Origin of the sequence: Pseudomonas sp. ML96 (assembly GCF_000761545.1) — a bacterium.
Taxonomy (GTDB): Bacteria; Pseudomonadota; Gammaproteobacteria; order Pseudomonadales; family Pseudomonadaceae; genus Aquipseudomonas.
The window spans coordinates 102,213-120,847 of the sequence record NZ_JPMY01000036.1 but is presented as its reverse complement, the minus strand read 5'-3'; the positions used below and the strand labels follow the sequence as shown (position 1 = coordinate 120,847).

Sequence of the window (18,635 nt, the reverse complement as noted above, 5' to 3'; positions counted from 1 at the left end):
ACGACAATGAACAAGCTTATAGAGGGTAAGACTCGCGTCTATTTTTGCGATGGTTGCAGCCATCTGCAGACAAACGAGTTGCCTAATCTTGTCGAGTACTATGCGCAAGAGTACGAAATCAATACCGCTAGTGAGGACATTGATCAGCTGTATAAAGTGGTGGATGGAAAGCTTGTCTACCGCGCAGAACATCAGGCTGCAACTCTTCTGAGTAAAGTCGATTTTCCGGTTGGTGCGCGAGTTCTCGATTATGGCTGCGCCAAGTCTCCGACGCTGAGAAATGTACTGTCTGCGCGCCCTGATATTGAGCCATTTCTATTTGATGTTACCGATCGCTATATCCCGTCTTGGAAAACTTTCCCGAAAATGCCGCAGTGGTCTACTCACACCCCGAGCGCTGAATGGGCTGGCAGCATGGATGTGGTTCTGTCCTTTTATGCGCTTGAGCATGTGGCGATGCTGTATCAAGCCATTGAAAATATCAAAGCGCTGCTGAAAGAGGGCGGAACATTCTATTTCATTGTTCCCAATGTCTACCAAAACCTTGCCGATTTCGTGGTGGCTGACCATGTCAACCACTTCAGCGCGGGGTCCCTGATTCGGCTGCTTGAGCTACATGGTTTTGGTGATGTTGCTGTTGATGATGGCTGCCATGACGCTGCATTTGTAGTCACCGCGCGGCTGTTGGCCGCCCCATCAAATACCCTTACTCAGGTGTCCAACTTCGATAAATTACGTGTAGCTGCACAGCGGATGGCCGATTACTGGCAAGGTATCACCGCCCGCATACAACAGTTTGAGAAGGATGCCGGCGGCGGACAAGTTGCGGTCTATGGCGCAGGGTTTTATGGGAGTTTTATTTATTCGTCCCTTGTTAACCCGACTAACGTAGTTTGCTTTATCGACAGAAACAAGCACTTGGAAGGCACGTTATTGAATGAAAAGTCGATTTACGCTCCGGAGCAAATGCCGCATACGGTCAGCCATGTTTTGGTTGGTATGAATCCGCGAGTGGCAAAAGCAAATATTGCCGAGATCGAAGGCTGGCAAGAAAGAAGTTTGTCGTTCTTTTTTCTTTAGTTTTATATTTTCTGCAAGTGGTAAATGCAGGGCGATCCGCTAAGTTCAGCAGGTGGTGAGCAAGTGTCTGTACGAGTTGTTATTTCGCAGTCGATGTATTTTCCATGGGTTGGTCTCTTGGAACAGCGTTGCCTCGCCGATATTTTTGTGCACTATGACGATGTTCAGTTTTCCAAAGGCAGCTTTAGTAACAGGGTTCAAATCAAAACCGCAAAAGGTCTGGTTTGGATGACTATCCCATTAAGGGAGCTGCACCTGGGTCAACGAATCAATGAAGTGCAAATAAACGACAGTCGGGATTGGCGTTCGCAACATCAGGAGCTGCTGGCAAACGCCTATCAGGATGCGCCATATGTGAATGACATGTTGGCCTTGGTCCGCGAGGTGCACAGCTCTCCAGCGCAAAATCTGGTTGAGATGGCAAGAGCATCCATGCTTGCACTTTGGAAGTATTTTGATCTGAATCCTGCTTGCCGACTGATCGATGTCGAAGAATTAGCCATTCCTGGTTCTAGCAGCCAGCGTGTACACGATGTTGTCCGTGCACTGAGTGGCGATGTTTATATTACCGGCCATGGCGCCAAGAATTACTTGGAACATGAGTTGTTCGAGAACTCCAATATAGCTGTCGAATATATGGACTATCAGTGCGCTGCCTATAGTCAGTTACATGGGGAATTTACCCCCTATCTGTCTGCGCTTGATCTTGTAGCCAATTGTGGAAAAGAGGGGCGAGAAAAGATTCGATCTGGCTCGATAAATTGGAAAAAATTTATTGGAGGGAGCGTATGAACGACCTTGATGCTGTATCTTCCGAGTACCGCCCAAATGCGGCTACAGCCATTGAAAATGATCTGATTCTTAACTGGTACCCGAAGCGAATGGTGGAGCGATTTGAACATTGCGAATCCTTGCTGGAATTGGGAATAGGTCACGGCTTTACCGCAAGAACATTCAACGCAGCGTGTAATAGTCATGTTTTGGTTGAAGGCTCCCAGGTTGTTATCGATCAGTTCCGTGAGGGTCATCCTGACCTTCAAGCCAACCTTGTTTTTGGCTATTTTGAAGACTTCGATACAGAAGAGAAATTTGACGTAATCATAATGGGTTTCATCTTGGAGCATGTAGAAGATCCAGGGCTGATACTCCGCCGTTATCGGAAATTTCTTAAGCCAGGCGGAAAGTTATTTGTCGCTGTGCCGAATGCTAAGTCGATGAACCGTAGGCTGGGTGTTGAACTTGGTTTGATTGATGATATCTACAGCTTGAATGCTAATGATCATGCGCTAGGGCATCGTCGGCAGTATTGCTTGGATACATTGAAGACTGAGCTGGTTGAAAGTGGTTATTGCGTGACTTATGAGGAAGGCATTTATTTGAAGCCTTTGCCTTTGGGGGTTCTTAAGACCGTGCCTGACTTTGAAGCAAACTTGCAAGCGATGCTGCGGGTTGGCATTGAGTTTCCAGCCTTGTGCGTTGGGCTACTCATCGAGGCGTCTGCGCAATGAAGTCGGCTTTGGTGATCGGTTCGCGCTCAATGCTAGGTGCGCAGCTCTGCGAACAGTTGAATGCACGCGGAGTCGCTGTTTTTACCGCCGGCCGATCCCTGGATGATGATCTCTTCTTCGACCTCAATGCTCCTGTTATTCCCGAAATTGAGGGGCGAGTAGTTGATACCGTATTTCACTGTGCCGCCAGTTTTTCCTCGGACAGTGAGCAGGGTGTCAGTGAGAACTTCAGCGTGAATACCGTTTCAGCGTGGGCGATTTGTGCGTTGGCCAAATCATTGGGAGCCCGCTCTGTCTTATACGCAGGTTCAGTATCTTCTTCCTATGAACAAGCGGACCCAGATAACGCTAACTCGTACGGATTGAGCAAAGGGCTTGCCGAGCAGATTTTTTCCTGGTCGTTACGTAGGGAAGGCATTCGCTTCTGCAGTCTGCGTTTTTCTCAGATTTACGACACGCAGGGTCTTTGCTGTAAACACCAGCCCTGGTTTGGACGTATTGTTGCATATGCGGCAAGAGGTATGGACCTGCGCATGCCCAAGTCAGAAGGGGTGAGAAATTTCATCCACGTCAGTGATGCGGCTGATTTCATGATTCGTGCCATGGATCGCAACCTGACTGGGGTGCTTAATATCGTCCACCCTGAATCCTACACCTGTGATGAAATTGCCGAGATCGCCTATGGCACATTTGCAGCGGGTGGAAAAATAGTCCATGCCGAAGAAAAGCAGCCCTTTCGCAAGGTCGTTTTTCCAGACTCGCAGCAAGCTTATACTGCCCTTGGCGGTTCTCCCCGGATCAATCTTGACGCGGGTATCCGCATGATCAAGGAGCAGACAGGGGGCGCAGGGTTCGGTCCTGTAGATGTCTTATGAGCCGCATTGAAGACGGAGTTGTCGAAGGCCCACTCACTGCATTGGTTACGGGTGTTGGTGCCATCATCGGTCAAGGCATTATCAAGTCGCTGCGAGCTATAAACAGGGACATTCGTATTATCGGCATTGATCGAAATACCGAAGGTCTGGGGCCATCCCTATGCGATAGTTTTTACGCCAAACCAAGATGTGAAGAGTCGTCTATCGAGTATCTGCGGTTTTGGCAGAGTCTTATTTTAAAGGAAGCAGTAGATATTGTGCTTCCAGGACTTGAAGTGGATGTTCAGTTTCTTGTTGAAAACTGCGCGGCGGTCGAAGAGAGCGGAACTAAGATTGTGCTTAATAACAGGCTGTTGATTGAGCAGTCTGCTGACAAATGGACGTTTGGGCAGCTATTGGCAGAGAATGGTTTTCCCCGTATTCCAGCTACACTCGCACGTTCTTGGCATGCTTGCCAGGAAGAACTAGGCCCTGGCCCCTTTTTGCTGAAGCCGCGCCGTGGAAATGGCTCACGTGGAATTGTTAAAATCGAGAGCGAAGCAGATTTTTCCTACTGGACGCACAAAGTCGACAAAAATTTTCTGATCCAGAAATTTTTGGATAACGACGACATGGAGTTTACTGTAGGTGCGTTTGGTCTTGGTAATGGTGAAACGTTACCCCCCATTATTTTCCGTCGTAAATTATCCGTAGCTGGCAATACTCAATTTGCAGAAGTTGTTACCAATACTCAGCTCAGAGATGAAGTAAATCGGCTGGCTAAGCATTTCAAGCCGCTGGGCCCCACGAATTATCAATTTCGTTTCGATCATGAAATTCCATATTTGTTGGAAATCAATCCTCGCTTTTCCAGCAGCACCTCGCTGCGTGCAGCGTTTGGTTACAACGAGGCCAAGCTCAGCATTGAGTTCTATCTAGATGCCTCCACGCCTGAGCTACCCACGGTTGTTGCCGGAAGAGGTTGGCGCTATTACGAGGACTACGTAGTTACATGATTGCCATCGTATCCGACATCCATGGAAATCTCCCCGCGCTGAAGTCTGTATTGGCTAAGGCAGATGCGCTTGGTTGCGCCCGCGTAATTTCGTTAGGCGATGTGGCTGGCTATTACGCTCAGCCGGGAGAATGCATCGATTTACTGCGAGAGTACCGTGCGGTAAATATCTTGGGAAACCATGACTTTTATCTGGTCAGTGGTTCCGCTTGTCCCCGGTCAAAGCTGGTTGCCGAGATAACGGAATATCATCGCAAGATTGTTACCACGGAGCAGGTGGCTTGGCTGCGACAATCGCCTAGCCATATCATTGAAGGTGATCGCTACTTTGTTCACGGCGGCTGGAAGGATCACATGGATCAGTATCTCTACAAACTGTCCATCAGTGATTTTCCTGAACCGGCAAAGTATCTCTTCTCTGGCCATACCCATGTGCAAGCCTTGCTCCCGGTGCAGGATAAAACGTATTGCAATCCTGGCTCTGTTGGTCAACCGCGCGATGGCAATCCTCAGGCTGCCTTCGCCGTGCTAACCGAGGAAGGCGTTGATTTGCATCGAGTGGAATACGACATTGATCTAACCGCATTCCACATGCAGAAAGCGGGGTTTGCTCCGCATACCTATGAAAATCTTTATATTGGCGCGCAAATCGGCGGCCGTATCGATAAAGTAATTTTGAAAGAGACTTGAAATAGCCATGAGCCAAAACAAACAATTTGAAGAACAAGTCAAAGCTAACATTCAGAAGCTTGAGGCTTCCGAAAGTCTATATAAACTCTCCTATGACTGGATGTTCTCTGCCGGCACCATAGGCAATTATACATATAATTTCAGTTGGCTTGGTCGGCCCCTGATTCAATACCCTCAAGATATGGTGGGTATGCAGGAACTCATTTGGGCCATCAAACCTGATTTGATTATTGAAACAGGTATCGCTCATGGCGGCTCTTTGATCTATAGCGCATCCTTGTTAGCGATGCTCGACTATTGCGAAGCCGTTGAAGCCGGTTTTGCACTTGATCCGAAAGCATCGAAGCGTAAGGTCATTGGTATCGATATCGATATCCGCGCCCACAACCGTGCAGCCATCGAAGCGCACCCTATGGCTCATAAAATCGAGATGATCCAAGGCTCGAGTATTGCTGAAGAGGTTGTGGCTGAAGTTCATGAGCGTGCAAAAAATTACAAGAAGGTACTCGTGTGCCTCGACTCCAACCACACTCATGAGCATGTACTGGCAGAGTTGAATGCCTATGCACCGTTGGTCAGCGTTGGCAGTTACTGTGCAGTTTTCGATACAGTTATTGAGGATATGCCAGCCGAATACTTCACTGATCGGCCTTGGGGTCCGGGTAACAGTCCGAAAACGGCTGTTTGGGAGTATCTGAAAACTAACCCAGAATTTTTGATCGATAAAGAGATTGAAAGTAAATTGTTGATTACAGTTGCGCGCGACGGATTTTTGAAGCGTGTTAAGTGAAAATTTTCTGTCTGGGTTTATCGGAGTGCTAATTTCTTTGCTAAATTATAATGCTTCGTAAAAATCTAGTAGCTAATTTTTTTGGTCAAGGCTGGGTCGCTGTAATGGGCCTGGCCTTCGTGCCTCTATATATTAAGTATATTGGAATAGAATCTTACGGTTTAATAGGGCTCTTTGCTGTTGTTCAGGCGTGGTTGACCTTGCTTGATATGGGGTTGGTCCCAGCGTTGAGTCGGGAAATGTCGCGATTTACCGGTGGCGTGCATTCAGTAGACTCCATATGGAGGCTGTTGCGCAGTGTCGAGGTTCTACTGTTTGCGGTAGCCGTGGGTTTGTTTTTATCTGTATATGTGGCATCTGGATGGCTCGCCGTTGACTGGATTAATACAGAAAAAATATCGTCAGACGTAGCCCGTCAGGCCATTACTGCTATGGGCTTTGTGGCAGCATTAAGATTATTGGAGAATATATATAAAAGCTGTTTGGTTGGCCTGCAGTTACAGCTTTCATTTAATGTAATCAACAGTTTTTTTGCCACCTTGCGCGGAGTTGGTGCTGTTGCCGTTTTGGCGTGGTATTCACCTACGGTTTTGGCATTTTTTGCGTGGCAGGCTCTTGTTTCGGTGTGCTCCATTGTGGCGATGTGCGCTTATGTATACAGAGCGATGCCTCAGGCTAAAGAAGCCCCTCGGTTTAGTTATTCTGCATTACAAGAGGTTGGCGGTTTTGCCGGGGGAGTCGTCAGCATAACATTTCTGGCATTGCTGCTTACACAGGTAGATAAAATTCTGCTGTCCAAATTTCTTTCGCTGTCAGAGTTTGGTTATTATTCGCTTGCGGCATTGTTGGCAAATGGTTTGTATATGGTTGTCGGGCCAATAAATCAGGCCTTCTTTCCGCGCTTTTCTGAGCTGTTTTCGCGGAAGGCCGATAGTGAGCTGGTTGAGTCATTTCATCTGGGGGCCCAGTTGGTTGCGGTTTTCCTAGGGGCCGGAGGAGTTGTACTTATATTCTTTAGTGAATTTGTGTTGCGAGTCTGGACGGGAGATCCCACTTTATCGGCTAATACTGCGCTACTGGTTTCAATTTTGTCAGTAGGTTGCCTGTTAAATGGGTTGTTGTGGATTCCTTACCAGATGCAGTTGGCGCATGCCTGGACTAGTCTGGGCATTAAAATGAATGTAATTGCCATCTTGTTTATTGTTCCTGCGATTATCTGGGTTGCGCCCCGTTATGGTGCAATCGGTGTTGCATGGGTTTGGGTTTCCTTGAACTGTGCGTATTTCTTTCTTGGAATGCACTTCATGTTCAGAAAAATCATGAAGGGAGAGAAGTGGCGATGGTATTTTAAGGATGTTGCTGTTCCCCTTCTTTGTGGTGGGGCGGTTGCTAGTGCCTTTAAAATGATTTTTGAAGATATAAACTTCTTTGTTTTTACTGCTGCAGCGCTGAGTATATTCTTGACTTTTGTGTTGGCCGCAGAGAGGGTGCGTGGCTTGCTTGTCAAGCGCTTCGCCCTTTTTAAAGCTTAGTGTTTGGGGGTTTTTTGGCTAAGGTTACTGTAGGGATGCCGGTATATAATGGCGGCGCTCTCTTTGAAAGGGCGCTTTTGTCTGTGCTGGATCAAAGTTGTCGAGAAATAGTGGTTTTTATCTCTGACAATTGCTCCAGCGACGAAACGCAAAGTATTTGTGAAAAGTACGCGGCCATTGATTCGCGAATAATCTACCATCGGCAGATTGAGAATATTGGCGCAAATCGCAATTTTGACTTCGTTTTGCATGCAGCTAAAACAGAGTTTTTTATGTACGTTGCTGCGGATGATTTTATATCGGGCAATTACGTAGAGGATAATTTATTGTTTTTGCTTGAGAATGAGGATTATATAGCCTCGACCTGCCCGGTAAGATTCTCAACTGGCGAGACCGACTCTTCGATTGTGGGTGATGCGACAGTTTCGGCAGATGACCCTTACCAGCGAGCCTTATCTGTACTGACCTATGGAAATGCAAATGGGCGTTTTTACTCGTTGTACCGGCGAGAGCTTATCTGTACATGGGTGTTTAATTCGCAGGGGTTTGTTGGTGGCGACGTATTTTTTGTGTTCGCTGCTTTGTTAAAAGGGAAAATGAATCGAGTTAGTTCTGGGTTCATTGAGCTAGGGCGTGATGGAATGAGTACCCAAGCTGACTTTTATGTGCGCTTCAGTAAGACATATTTGAACTATATTGCTCCGTTTCATGAATATGCGCTAGCTGTTATGGTGCTACTAAAAGACGCGCCTATATCAGCCAGAATTCATGCGTTGAAATTTTTTACTGTTCTGAATTTGAGAACGTCGGCTGCCAGGTTGTTAACATATTTAAAGATGTATAAGGTTTCTAGGTTGCTCAAACGAAAGATATTAGGCTGACTTTCAAGCAGCCCGACTGGAGGGGTCTGCAGATGACTATTGCATGCGTTACTGGCGGCAACGGGCTTGTGGGACGCCACATCGTCTCATTGTTGCTTGAAGCAGGTTATCAGGTTCGTATTCTTTCACGTAGTGTTCCCGCTGGCGCGGTTGCTGGTGTTGAGTATTTTCAGGGGGCGCTTGCAGATACTACATCGCTTCGTGCATTTCTCGACTCTGCAGCACTGATTTTTCATTGTGCTGCGGAGCTCAAGTCCGAGTCATTGATGTGGGCAGTCAATGTCGAGGGTACGCAAAATCTAGCTGATGCATTCAAGGTATCTGGCGCTAAGTTTTTTTACTTTATCAGCAGTGCAGGGGTTGTCGGCCTGACTCGTAATAAGGTAGTGACTGAGGATGAGCAGTGCGTTCCAAGAAACCTGTACGAGTCCAGTAAGTTAGCCGCAGAGAGAGTATTGCTGCAGAGCATTCCGTTGAGTTCGCTCGTTATCCTGCGTCCGACCAATGTAATCGATAATGAGCGTCCGGGTGTGTTGCAGCAGGCATTGCGCTCTGATATCTACTCTCGTTTGAAATTCTTTTTAAAGGGCAAGGAAAGTGCACATCTTGTCCACGCAAATGATGTCGCCCGTGCAGCGCTGAGCTTTATTGGCAAAGATGAGTCGCATTATGGGCGGTGTTATTTCATATCCTGTGACCGGGATCCGGATAATTATATGTTGGGTGTTCGACGTCTGGTGCATTACTATGCCTTTGGTCGCAATAATTTGTTAATGATTTCTTTGCCAGTGTTTTTTCCATTTTTAATGCGATGGTTAGTCTCAGAGAAGTCCAATCGCGGTGATGTCATATATTCAAGCGATAGGCTGTCTTCGACTGGTTTTTCTTATGCCTACACAGTTCAGGGAATGGTTAAGGAATTCGCAGAGTTTTATATGAAGCCTGATTTTCGATGAACGTTTTGCATGTCGCCGATGGTATTGATCCTTCATTGGGTGGAGGAACGGCCGAGCGTACCTTCCAACTGGCGATGGCGCTGAGGCGTATTGGCGTTGGCTGCACGGTGTTGTGCACAGATCAAGGGCTAGGCGACACGCGCCGGACAGAGTTGGCCTCTGTGCGTTTGGTTGCGGTGCCGTCGCTGTTTCAGCGCTTTTTGCTGCCGGCCATCTCAGGCCGCCGTATCGCTGAGCTGGTTAGCGAAGCTGATATCGTTCATGTGACCGGCCATTGGAGTGTGTTGGGCGCGCGGGTATGTCTAGCTGCCCAGCGTTTGAACAAGCCTTACATGTATTGCCCGGCCGGCTCCCTGCGTCTATTTGGCCGTTCGGCGTGGTTCAAGCGCCTCTACAACAAGCTGGTGGGGCGCCGGATTGTGCTTGGCGCAGCACGGTGTGTGTCGGTGACCGAACTGGAGCGCGAACAGTTTCATGAGTATGGCGTCACCGACGAACGCATTCTGCTGCTGCCCAATGGAGTCTTTCCCAACTCCGAGATCGTGCCGAACCCCCAAGGCTTCCGGGCTAGCCATGGTCTGCAGGGCCGTCAGGTACTGCTTTTTTTGGGGAGGCTGAACCCGATCAAGGGCCCTGATTTGCTGCTTGAGGCTTTTGCCAGCTTGGCTGCGCGCTATCCGCTTACGACCTTGGTGTTTGCCGGCGCGGATGAAGAGTTGGGCGAGCCATTACGCGCCGAGGTAGCGCGTCTGGGGTTGGTCGAGCGGGTGTTGTTTATCGGTTTTATCGCAGGTCAGATCAAGCAAGACGCTTTGGCGGCGGCTGATCTGCTCGTGGTGCCATCACGTCGTGAGGCGATGTCTCTGGTGGCGTTGGAGGCTGGGCTGTGTGGTACTCCGGTATTGCTTACTGATCAGTGTGGATTCGACGAGGTGGCGCGCGTGGGCGCAGGGGCCGTGGTGGCTGCCCAGGCACTAGCGATTGCTGCGGGCATTGAGCAGTTGTTATCTACTTCCGATGAGTTGCCCGCGCGCGGCGAAAAGCTGCGTCAGTTAGTGCTAGAGCACTACACCTGGGATGGCCTTATTCTCAAAGCTGGCCAGTGCTATGAAGAACTGACGGGCGTGCCGTTTAGATCAACGCCGGACGACGAGGCTGCGGCGAAGTGAGTGTTTTTTGCGAATTCTGATTGTGAGCCAGTACTTCTGGCCGGAACATTTCATCATCAATGACGTTGTGCGCATGTTGCATCAGCAGGGGCACGAGGTAGTGGTGGCCACTGGTAAGCCGAATTACCCTGACGGTGAGGTGTTCGAGGGCTATCGAGCCTGGGGCTGCCTGCGCGAGATGTACCTGAACAAGATTGAGGTGGTACGCATACCGATATGGCCCCGCGGCGTGGGTGGGGCGAAAAACCTGGTGCTGAATTATCTGACGTTTGTGCTGGCAGGTGTGCTGTGCTTGCCGTGGTTGCTACGTAAGCGAGAGTTCGATGCGATTGTGGTGTTTGCGCCATCGCCGATCACTCAAGCTATTCCAGCGATCCTGCTTAAGTACCTGAAAAAGGCAAAATTGTTTCTCTGGGTGCAAGACCTGTGGCCGGAGAGTCTGTCGGCCACTGGATTTGTGAAAAAGCCGATGCTGCTCAAGGCGGTAGGGTGGATGGTTAAAGCCATTTACCACCACTGCGATACTTTGCTGGTGCAGTCTCGGGCTTTTATCGAGCCGGTAAGGCGCTATGCCAAGCGTGAGAAGATTTTCTACTACCCCAACTCGATAGATGCCCACGCACCTGCTACCGAGCAGGACTTGCCAGGTGAATTACAGGCCCTGCTCGATGAGCACTTCTGCCTGGTATTCGCCGGTAACTTGGGTACAGCCCAGGCCTTGGATGTTCTTGTGCAGGCTGCCATTCATTTGCGCGACGACCCACAGATCCGTTTGGTGTTGGTTGGCAGTGGTAGTCGCCTGGGCTGGCTCAAGGCTCAGCAACTGGCTGGTGGGCTGGACAACCTGGTGCTGCCAGGGCGTTTTGCTGCCGAACTGATGCCGAAGATTTTCGAACGTGCGTCGGCCCTGCTGGTATCACTCAACGATGACGAGATTTTTGCGCAAACGATCCCGAGCAAAGTCCAGGCTTACCTGGCGGCGGGGCGACCTATTATTGCCAGCATGAACGGCGAGGGCGCACGAGTCATCGAGGAGGCAGAGGCAGGTTTCACGTCTTCTGCTGAGCAGGTCATGCCTCTAGTGGAAAACATTCGCAGGATGAAGATGCTTGATGTCTCTGCACGGGCCTCAATGGGGGCGGCAGGTAAGGCCTACTTCGATATCCATTTTGAGATGGAAACTCAGGTGCGGCGACTAACCGAGTTGCTGCGCCGCAGGCCCTCATAAGGGGCGAAAAGGAATGGGTATGCGAGTGTTGGTATTTCCCGGCGCGTTCATGGCAAACACCTTCGCCATGATGGTCGTGATGATTGGCCTCAGTCTGTTCGGCAAGCCTGAGCTGGCGGCTGACTTCGGCCTGACTCACGGTGCGACGGTCGCGTTGTTTTATTCGTTATCCGGGAATGCTCGTAGTCTGATTCTGGCCGGCCTGAGCGAATTTGGCGCCGTCCAGATTCTGCGGTTACGGCTGCTGCTAATAGTACCACTGGGGATGTTTTCATGGCTGCTCTGCGCCGGACTGGTGGGCGGGGGCTGGCTGTTCGTGCTGCTACTAGTGGTTCGACGAGCTGCGGAGTGGCTGGCTGAAGTTTTCCTCAGCGAGCAGGAGCTCCAGAACGATGGTGTGGGCGCGGCGAGATTCTTGTTGCTGCAGGTGGGCATGTGTGTCCTGCTGCTGCTCGTATTGATAGATGGTGGAGCTCTAGTTATTCCCATGACGTTGATATGGGCGCTGTCTCCATTGTGCGGTTGCGTGAGACGGAACCTGATTAAGCGCGCTATAGCTGACTCTACCCCTTTGCTTGCCAATGTTCGTCTGTTGCTTCCGCACTTCGGCTCGACGATGGTAATCGGTGTCTCGGTCTACGCCTTTCGTCTTTTCCTCCTGCTCATTGCGGGTAAACAAATTGCTGGTGATCTTTTCTCGGCATTCGCAATGGGGGGCATTCTCGGCACGATTTTCACCCAGGCACTGGGGCCGACTATGGTGCGCCATGAGCAGCGAGCAAGTGTGCGGGGCGCGCGCATGGTCAAGCTCTTCGATCTGGTTTTGCTTCTTGTTTTGGCGGCGGGGGTGGGGTTAGGGCTAAGTGTTAGGTACCTTCCCGGGGTTCTGCAGTGGACTCAGAAGGCCGACCTATTCTGGCTGGCGGTAAGTTTTTCGCTGGTGGGGGGCGTAGTTATGGTGGCGGCGCAGCGTATTCGACTGCGCATCATTCAGAGTGAAGTCGGTGCTGATGTGTTTGGCTCGGACATGCTGTCCAATCTGATGTTGTTGGCTAGCATCCCGCTTCTTTTCTACGCGTTCGGAGTGGAAGCACTTGCTGCACTCTATTTGCTCGGATCGGTTCTTTCTTGGATGTTTTACGCCAGCGAGAGAAATGGCCTACTGCCGAAGAAAGGCGTCGGGTGGATGAGCGAGAACCGGATCCTGTTGCTAACCGCAATAGCAATTCTGGTTCCGTTATTCTTCCAGTTAGACGGGGGGCTTTTCGGCGAGACTTCAGGTGGTTTTGTCAGCGGTGGAGTGCTGTCCTTGTTGCCAATTCCGCTATCGGTTCTGGCCTGCTATGTCAGCATCGTATTATTGGGTCAGTATTCACAGGTGAGGTTATCTCTCGTTAGCCTGTTTTTCGTTTTTATCGGCATGCTACTGACCAGCCTGTTGCTTGGCTTGACGGAAGGGGGAGCAGGACGACAGAAGCTTATTCTGTTGATTCAATATATTCTGCCCATGTCCGCGCTAGTGTTAGGTCAGCAATTCGGTAGTCACGAAGATGCTTTGGAGATGCTGGCCAGAGCCGCTTTGGCCGTACTTGTATGTCTGGTGCCTCTTCAATTGATTTCTACCGTGAGCACCGGGGGGCGGTTGCTATCTCCTTCGGTGTATCTATTTAGCATCTATCAACATCTGCATTACGTTTCTTTCCTATTTGCTGCTGCGTTCGTTCTCGGGCTCTGTACTCTTTGGGAGCAATCTCCGCTGCGCCGTTGGCTGTGTGGGCTGGCGTTGTTGATGGGGAGTTATACGATATTTGCCTGGTCGCTATTAACTAATCTAATGCTTCTTTCTGGAGTGATTCTTTTTGTTGTCCAGCAAAGCAAGTCTAAAAGTGAGCGTTCTAGAGCGCTCACCGTTCCTCTATTTATTCTAGTGGGCGCAGCCATCACCATTGCCTACCTTTGGCAGATGTCTGAGGGTGGCGCTGGATTAGATATGTTGGAGAGCCGAGTTAACTACCTCGGTCACTGGTTCTTTTACCTCTCCGGAATGACTGACGGCTGGATGGCGGCATTGCTGGGGCATGCTACCTCTCCGAGTCGCGCGGTGCATCCCAGCGCCTTTAACTACTACCTCGACTTTGCGTACCATTTTGGTCTGCTGGGTTTGCTGCCGCTGCTGTTATTGGTTGCCTATACCGGAGTCTCGATACTACAAAATCTACAGGCTTTCTGGGCTGACAGGGCGCGGATGGCATTGGCTGTCATCGTGATCCTGATGCTGAGCATAGACAGCGTCTTCAAGGTCGGGTTACGGCAACCGTACTCTGGTGTAATCATGTTTTTTTTCTGGGGGGTACTGCTGGCGGTGATTTTGCAAATGTCGGTACGTCCTAGATATAACGATAAGTAGATCTGAGGTGTTTATGCGCTGGGGGGGGGTGTTAAAGGGCGTTTGGGGGCTGGTTCTGATTGCGATTGCAGTCATCACCGCTTGCACGGCTCGAGAGTATCAGGGTAGTGCGGGTATCTACCTGTTGTTCACAGTGCTGTCCACGGCAGTTCTTTTATCTGGATTTGGTCGGGGAGCAATTTTTTTTGATGCCTTTATTGGTGTATTGCTGTGGGTTGGCTTCTGGTTGAAATTCAGCATACGCACAGCATTCTTTGACGGCGCCTTTGCGATTTCTGTTGGAGGGTTCGACGGATCGCCAGCCTCTGCCGATCAGGCATTGCAGGTAACTTCGGTCGCGCTGGCCGCTATTCTGCTGGCTCGTTTTCTACGGGCTCGATTCTGGTTCAGCTATCCGCAAACGCTGCCGAGCATCGGATATGTAGGTATCTTTGCGTTCTACAGAAAGTATCGCCTTGTGCTAATGCTCGCTTTCATTATCTTTGTTCTGGCGGTATGTATCTCCAACGCGTTACTCGGCATTTATCAGCGTGGTTTGGTGGCTCAAACTAATTTGCCCTTCAGGCTCAATGGCGTATACACCTGGCTTTTACTGTTCGGGATGGCATCTGTTTCTGCCTTGATTCTACGCTTTGAATTCGAAATTAATCGGGATCGCTATTGGATAGCTGTTACCATTGCGTTATTAGAGGTCGCACTTTCTAATATCTCCATGTGGAGTCGAGGCATGATCCTCAATGGAGCGTCGTTGCTATATGGAGCTATTTCGCTTTTTCGCCGTGACGAGCCAAGGCTTCGGCCCGCATTGACAACTTTTGTAATGGTTGTCTTCGTGGCGTTATTTGCGGCGTCAGTATTGTCTGTAAATTGGTTGCGCGCTAATACTTACCCTGGCTACACTAAAACAGCTATTCAAGATGCTATATTGCGGGACACGTCATCTCTTTTTTTGGATCGCTGGGTCGGTATTGAGGGGGTGATGTCGGTCGTTGGGGCGTCGCATACTGGATGGGAAGTATTTAAGGAAGCCTTGCATGAGCGCTTCGATACTAGCTCTAATGCCTTTTACGATCAGCATTTCGTGGTTTCGGTATACGACAATGCTCGTGATGACAAAGCACATTTTGTTTCCTTGCCAGGCTATATCGCCTTCCTGTTCTATCCAGGCTCTTTCATTTTTCTGTTTGGCGCTGTATTTGCCTTTTCCATTGTGGCTGCTCTTTTTGAGTATTTCGTATATAGGATCGGCGGTAAGAATATGGTGTTCTGTGCGCTTATTGCTCAGGTCATCGCGTTTCGATATACGAGCTTCGGTTATGTCCCGTTGCAGAGCTATATGCTCTTTGGTTCGATCTTGTTAAATGTATTTCTTTTATATTTTCTTGATAAGTGGTTGTGCTTCTTTTGCAAACCCTAACGGTATAAAAGGTCGGTAAATTATGCGAATTTTAGTTCTTGGTGCTGCCGGCATGCTGGGTAGTGTTGTATTCCGTACCTTTGCTGCGGATTCCGCTTATGAGGTCTGGGGTACCCTGCGTAGTCGTGCAGCCTTTCGATACTACCCTGAGCCTCTGCATGCCAAGCTGCTGGCAGGCTGCGATGTGTTGGATCAGGATGCGTTGGTGGCAGTCATGGCTCAGGTCCAGCCGCAGGTCGTGATCAATTGCATCGGACTCATTAAACAGCTGGCAGATGCTAACGACCCGCTGACGGCGCTGCCGATCAATGCGATGTTCCCTCATCGTCTGGCACGTTTGTGCTTATTGGGGGGGGCGCGTCTGATTCATGTCAGCACCGATTGCGTATTTTCCGGGCGCAAGGGTGGTTATGCAGAGAGCGATGTGTCAGATGCCGAGGATTTGTACGGCAAGTCGAAGTACATAGGTGAGTTGCACGATCTACCCAATGCGATCACTCTGCGCACTTCAATCATTGGCCATGAACTGGGCTCGCACTACGCGCTGGTAGACTGGTTCCTTTCGCAGCAGGGTAGTGTCAAAGGCTTTTCCCGGGCGATTTTCTCCGGTTTGCCCACCGTCGAACTGGCCCAGGCGATTAAAGACTTTGTTCTGCCACACCCGCAGCTCCATGGCTTGTACCATGTGGCCGCCGAGCCTATTGCCAAGCTTGAGTTGCTGCGTTTGGTAGCTGTGCAATACGGCAAAGAAATCGAGATCCGCCCCGACGATGGCATAGTGATCGACCGCTCGCTCGATGGCTCGCGCTTTCGCGCTGCTACCGGTTATGTAGCACCGGGTTGGCCGGAATTGGTCCGCCGAATGGAAGCCGATCGCTAGGTCGGCGGTGGAATAAAAGCCATCGTCATGGATATGGCTGTGATCTGATGGATGCCGCCCGTATGCGGTAAAGCACGTTAATGCTCTGGAAGGGTTTATGTTCGATAACAAGGTATTGATGATCACCGGCGGCACTGGTTCGTTCGGTCATACCGTTCTCAAGCGCTTTCTCAATACCAACGTGCGCGAGATTCGAATCTTCAGCCGAGATGAAAAGAAGCAGGAAGATATGCGTATCGCCCTGGCCAATGACAAGGTCAAGTTCTACATCGGCGATGTGCGTGATTACGACAGCCTCAGACAGGCCATGGTCGGTGTCGACTACATCTTTCACGCAGCTGCGCTCAAACAGGTGCCCTCCTGCGAGTTCTATCCGATGGAGGCGGTACGCACCAATGTCAATGGCACTGAGAATGTACTCAATGCTGCTATCGCCAGCAATGTGCAGCGTGTAGTGGTGCTTTCCACCGACAAGGCGGTGTACCCGATTAATGCCATGGGCATTTCCAAGGCTATGGCTGAAAAGCTGATGGTCGCAAAGTCGCGGATGATTCCTGCTGGCGGCACTGTGGTCTGCGCCACACGTTATGGCAATGTCATGGCTTCACGTGGTTCTGTGATTCCGTTGTTCATCGAACAGATGCGTTCCGGCGAGCCTCTGACTGTGACAGACCCCCAGATGACTCGCTTCCTGATGTCGTTGGAGGACTCGGTGGATCTGGTGTTACACGCCTTCGAGCATGGCCAGCAGGGCGACCTGTTCGTACAAAAGGCGCCGGCCTCCACAGTTGGTGATCTGGCTCTGGCGCTTAAAGAGCTATTTGGCTCCGAAAGCCCGGTAAGAGTCATTGGTACTCGTCACGGCGAGAAACTCTACGAATCGCTTGTTTCTCGAGAAGAAATGGCCAAGTCCGAGGATATGGGTCGTTACTACCGAATCCCTGTGGATAACCGTGACTTGAACTACAAGAAGTACTTTGTCGAGGGAGAGGAGATAATCTCCGAGTTGGATGATTACACCTCGCACAACACTGAGCGCCTCAGTGTTGCGGGCATCAAGGAGCTACTGCTCAAGTTGGATTATATCAAGGAGCAGCTGGATGCTTAAGGTAATGACTCTGGTTGGTACTCGACCAGAACTGATCAAGATGAGCCGTGTGATTGCCGAGCTGGATCTCCAAGTCAACCACGTGCTGGTGCACTCGGGGCAGAACTACGATTACGAGCTCAACCAGGTTTTCTTCGATGATCTGGAGATTCGTAAGCCGGATCATTTTCTCGGCGCCGCCGGCGAGACGGCTGCCCAGACCATCGCCGAAGTCATCACTAAGGCTGATGCCATATTCGAGTTGGAAAAGCCCGACGCATTACTGCTGTATGGCGATACGAATACATGTTTGGCTGTGATTTCCGCAAAGCGTCGTAAGATTCCGGTGTTCCATATGGAGGCGGGTAATCGCTGTTTTGATCAGCGCGTGCCGGAGGAGCTCAATCGCAAGGTGCTGGATCATCTATCTGACATCAACATGGTGCTCACCGAGCATGCACGCCGATATCTGATTGCCGAGGGCATCCGCCCCGAGACCATTATCAAGACTGGCTCGCACATGCACGAGGTGCTGGACTATTACCGGCCGAAGATTGAGCTGTCCGGCGTGCTTGAGCGTGAGGGGCTTCAGGCTGGTAAATTCTTCATCGTCAGCACGCATCGTGAGGAGAACGTCGATACGCCGGACAATCTGCGCGACCTGCTTGTCACCTTGCGTGCCCTGGCAGACGAGTACGGCCTCCCGGTGATCGTCTCGACCCACCCGCGTACACGCAAGCGCCTTGAGGCGTTGGGCGAGTCTCTGGAGCACCCGCTGCTGCGCTTTGTCAAACCCTTCGGTCTACTGGATTACATTAAGCTGCAGATGTCGGCTTTTTGCGTGCTTTCCGATAGCGGCACCATCACCGAAGAGGCCTCGCTACTCAACCTGCCAGCGGTGACCCTACGCAATGCACACGAGCGCCCCGAGGGCATGGACCAGGGTGCGCTGATCATGAGCGGGCTGAAGAAGGATTCGGTGCTGGCCGCAGTTAAGGTCATTACCAGTCAGCACCTGGCGGGTGAGCGCTCAATCCCCGTCGTTCCCGATTATGAAGGCGGCCCTGTATCTTTGCAGGTTGTGCGTGTGGTGCTCAGCTACACCGACTACGTGAATCGCACTGTCTGGCGCAAGGGTTGA

17 protein-coding genes are annotated in these 18,635 nt (G+C 50.5%); all 17 read left to right on the top strand.

Going from position 1 to position 18,635, the window contains the following annotated elements:
• The first annotated feature begins 6 nt into the window (after positions 1-6).
• The 17 genes from IP89_RS17100 to wecB all read left to right on the top strand — a co-directional run bounded on the left by IP89_RS17100 (position 7) and on the right by wecB (position 18,635).
• Complete coding sequence (locus IP89_RS17100; RefSeq protein ID WP_043310829.1) at positions 7-1,080, top strand: class I SAM-dependent methyltransferase; 1,074 nt, start codon at positions 7-9, stop codon at positions 1,078-1,080.
• A 24-nt stretch (positions 1,081-1,104) separates the two neighbouring features.
• Positions 1,105-1,872 carry a WbqC family protein gene (locus tag IP89_RS23130; protein WP_081963290.1) on the top strand — a complete coding sequence of 256 codons (768 nt, stop codon included), beginning with the start codon at positions 1,105-1,107 and terminating at the stop codon, positions 1,870-1,872.
• The gene (locus IP89_RS17095) at positions 1,869-2,588 is read left to right on the top strand and encodes a bifunctional 2-polyprenyl-6-hydroxyphenol methylase/3-demethylubiquinol 3-O-methyltransferase UbiG (RefSeq protein WP_043310828.1); all 720 of its coding nucleotides are present in this window, start codon (positions 1,869-1,871) and stop codon (positions 2,586-2,588) included. Before IP89_RS23130 ends, IP89_RS17095 begins: the two co-directional genes overlap by 4 nt.
• On the top strand, positions 2,585-3,463 hold the full coding sequence (locus IP89_RS23125; RefSeq protein ID WP_081963289.1) for an NAD(P)-dependent oxidoreductase: 879 nt from the start codon (positions 2,585-2,587) through the stop codon (positions 3,461-3,463). The genes IP89_RS17095 and IP89_RS23125 overlap by 4 nt, the downstream gene beginning before the upstream one ends.
• Positions 3,460-4,458, top strand: a complete 999-nt coding sequence (locus IP89_RS23120; protein ID WP_081963288.1) for an ATP-grasp domain-containing protein — start codon at positions 3,460-3,462, stop codon at positions 4,456-4,458. The genes IP89_RS23125 and IP89_RS23120 overlap by 4 nt, the downstream gene beginning before the upstream one ends.
• Positions 4,455-5,147 (top strand): metallophosphoesterase, encoded by a 693-nt coding sequence (locus tag IP89_RS17085; protein ID WP_043310826.1) that lies wholly within the window; start codon positions 4,455-4,457, stop codon positions 5,145-5,147. Before IP89_RS23120 ends, IP89_RS17085 begins: the two co-directional genes overlap by 4 nt.
• Before the next feature lie 7 nt (positions 5,148-5,154).
• Positions 5,155-5,937 carry a cephalosporin hydroxylase family protein gene (locus IP89_RS17080; protein ID WP_043310825.1) on the top strand — a complete coding sequence of 261 codons (783 nt, stop codon included), beginning with the start codon at positions 5,155-5,157 and terminating at the stop codon, positions 5,935-5,937.
• Between the two features lie 50 nt (positions 5,938-5,987).
• Positions 5,988-7,469 carry an oligosaccharide flippase family protein gene (locus IP89_RS17075; protein ID WP_043310823.1) on the top strand — a complete coding sequence of 494 codons (1,482 nt, stop codon included), beginning with the start codon at positions 5,988-5,990 and terminating at the stop codon, positions 7,467-7,469.
• A gap of 14 nt (positions 7,470-7,483) precedes the next feature.
• Positions 7,484-8,350 carry a glycosyltransferase family 2 protein gene (locus IP89_RS23115; RefSeq protein ID WP_177326894.1) on the top strand — a complete coding sequence of 289 codons (867 nt, stop codon included), beginning with the start codon at positions 7,484-7,486 and terminating at the stop codon, positions 8,348-8,350.
• Positions 8,351-8,382: 32 nt separating this feature from the next.
• The gene (locus IP89_RS23110; RefSeq protein WP_081963286.1) at positions 8,383-9,306 is read left to right on the top strand and encodes an NAD(P)-dependent oxidoreductase; all 924 of its coding nucleotides are present in this window, start codon (positions 8,383-8,385) and stop codon (positions 9,304-9,306) included.
• The gene (locus IP89_RS17070) at positions 9,303-10,475 is read left to right on the top strand and encodes a glycosyltransferase (protein WP_043310822.1); all 1,173 of its coding nucleotides are present in this window, start codon (positions 9,303-9,305) and stop codon (positions 10,473-10,475) included. Before IP89_RS23110 ends, IP89_RS17070 begins: the two co-directional genes overlap by 4 nt.
• A gap of 7 nt (positions 10,476-10,482) precedes the next feature.
• Positions 10,483-11,703, top strand: coding sequence for a glycosyltransferase family 4 protein (locus tag IP89_RS17065; RefSeq protein WP_043310821.1), 1,221 nt, complete (start codon positions 10,483-10,485; stop codon positions 11,701-11,703).
• A gap of 19 nt (positions 11,704-11,722) precedes the next feature.
• Entirely contained in the window at positions 11,723-14,110 is a 2,388-nt protein-coding gene (locus tag IP89_RS17060; RefSeq protein ID WP_043310819.1) for a hypothetical protein, read from the top strand.
• 7 nt (positions 14,111-14,117) lie between these two features.
• On the top strand, positions 14,118-15,527 hold the full coding sequence (locus IP89_RS17055; RefSeq protein WP_156115077.1) for a hypothetical protein: 1,410 nt from the start codon (positions 14,118-14,120) through the stop codon (positions 15,525-15,527).
• A 22-nt stretch (positions 15,528-15,549) separates the two neighbouring features.
• Entirely contained in the window at positions 15,550-16,407 is an 858-nt protein-coding gene (locus tag IP89_RS17050; RefSeq protein ID WP_043310817.1) for an SDR family oxidoreductase, read from the top strand.
• 97 nt (positions 16,408-16,504) lie between these two features.
• Positions 16,505-17,515: a polysaccharide biosynthesis protein gene (locus IP89_RS17045; RefSeq protein WP_043310816.1), complete on the top strand. Its 1,011-nt coding sequence runs from the start codon at positions 16,505-16,507 to the stop codon at positions 17,513-17,515.
• Positions 17,508-18,635 (top strand): non-hydrolyzing UDP-N-acetylglucosamine 2-epimerase, encoded by a 1,128-nt coding sequence (wecB, locus tag IP89_RS17040; protein ID WP_043310815.1) that lies wholly within the window; start codon positions 17,508-17,510, stop codon positions 18,633-18,635. The genes IP89_RS17045 and wecB overlap by 8 nt, the downstream gene beginning before the upstream one ends.